Genomic DNA, 1,304 nt, shown 5'->3' on the forward strand with positions numbered 1-1,304 from the left:
TGACTGCTCAATCCCCGGACCGTTATCTTCTACGCATATCCAAACCAACTGTTTGTCTGCCGTCACGCCTGTGCTGATTTTCACCCAACCGTTGCCGTAACGCAGTGCGTTGACAACTAAGTTACTCACCGCTCGCTTAATAGCAATCGGGCTACCTTTCGCAGGAGGAAGGTGCATGTTCAAGTCCGTTTCAATCTCGACTTCATATCCCCCTTCAGAGCTCGCCACGTCACTAGCGATGGTACTGACATCAACCGACTCAAACGATTCTTTGTTTACAGGCTTTAGATAATCCATAAATTGGCTGATGATCTCATTGCACTCTTCCGTGTCACTGATGATCCCTTCCGCCAAATAGCTGTCTTCTGGCGACATCATTTCAGTAGCGAGACGAATTCGCGTCAGCGGCGTACGTAAATCATGACTGATGCCTGCCATTAACAGAGCGCGGTCTTCTTCGAGCTCTTGAATCCCTTTCGACATCTGGTTAAACGCACGAGTTACCGAACGAATTTCCGATGCGCCTTTTTCTGGTAGCGGTGGGGGAATTTCCCCTCTCCCAACGCCTTCTGCCGCTCGTTGCAACGCCAATAACGGCCGGTTTTGCAAGCGAATAAACAACCAACCACCTGCGATAATTAATAGCGCCATGATCAGGCTGTTACGAAATAGCGGCGCAAAGTCCTCTTCTTGCAGCTCAGACAGCGGGATGCGAATAATGGAATTGGGCAGCTTCTCGATGTGCATCCACAAAATGTAGCTTTCACTACCCAGCAGCAGGCGAACTTCGGTTGGTGAGCCTAGCTCTTGAGTCATTTCCTCCGACATCAAATCAATCGACATCGCATGGTTAAACTCAACCGCCTTCTCGCTGTTGATGCTGTGAACTGTCACGCCCAACCTTTCTAATAACTGGCGACGCAATGGTGCATCCGATTTTAGCGGGCCATCTTCATCGAGAACCAGATTCAACTCATGAGCAAGAATTTTGTTGAACTGTTGCAGGCTTGGCATCAACGCGTAGTTAAAAACGGCGTAATAAGAAAAGACTTGGCTAGCGAGAAGCAAGGAGATGAACAGTAGAATAGATTGTGTCAGTGAACTTCGGATTCGCATGGAAATTTCCTGATGATCCTAATTGCGAAAACCTCGGCCACCAAATAAGAAGGAAATTTGATGGCCGAAGTTTTAAAAACCGATTGCCGGTTAAGTGAGTAAGAATTACGACTCTTTGCCGTCTGGGACAAATACGTAACCTAAACCCCATACGGTCTGGATGTAGCGAGGTTTGCTCGGATCGTCTT

General features: G+C 48.0%; 1 protein-coding gene and 1 pseudogene. Both read right to left on the bottom strand.

All coding sequences use genetic code 11. The features are described 5' to 3' along the window. On the bottom strand, positions 1-1,116 hold a 1,116-nt coding region (gene envZ / locus R7F67_RS24155; protein ID WP_318057456.1), incomplete at its 3' end, for a two-component system sensor histidine kinase EnvZ. A 105-nt stretch (positions 1,117-1,221) separates the two neighbouring features. Beyond that, a pseudogene (locus tag R7F67_RS24160) lies at positions 1,222-1,304 on the bottom strand (transcriptional regulator); the annotation flags it as partial.

This window comes from Vibrio sp. YT-17 (genome assembly GCF_033337375.1).
In the GTDB taxonomy this organism is placed as follows: domain Bacteria; phylum Pseudomonadota; class Gammaproteobacteria; order Enterobacterales; family Vibrionaceae; genus Vibrio; species Vibrio alginolyticus.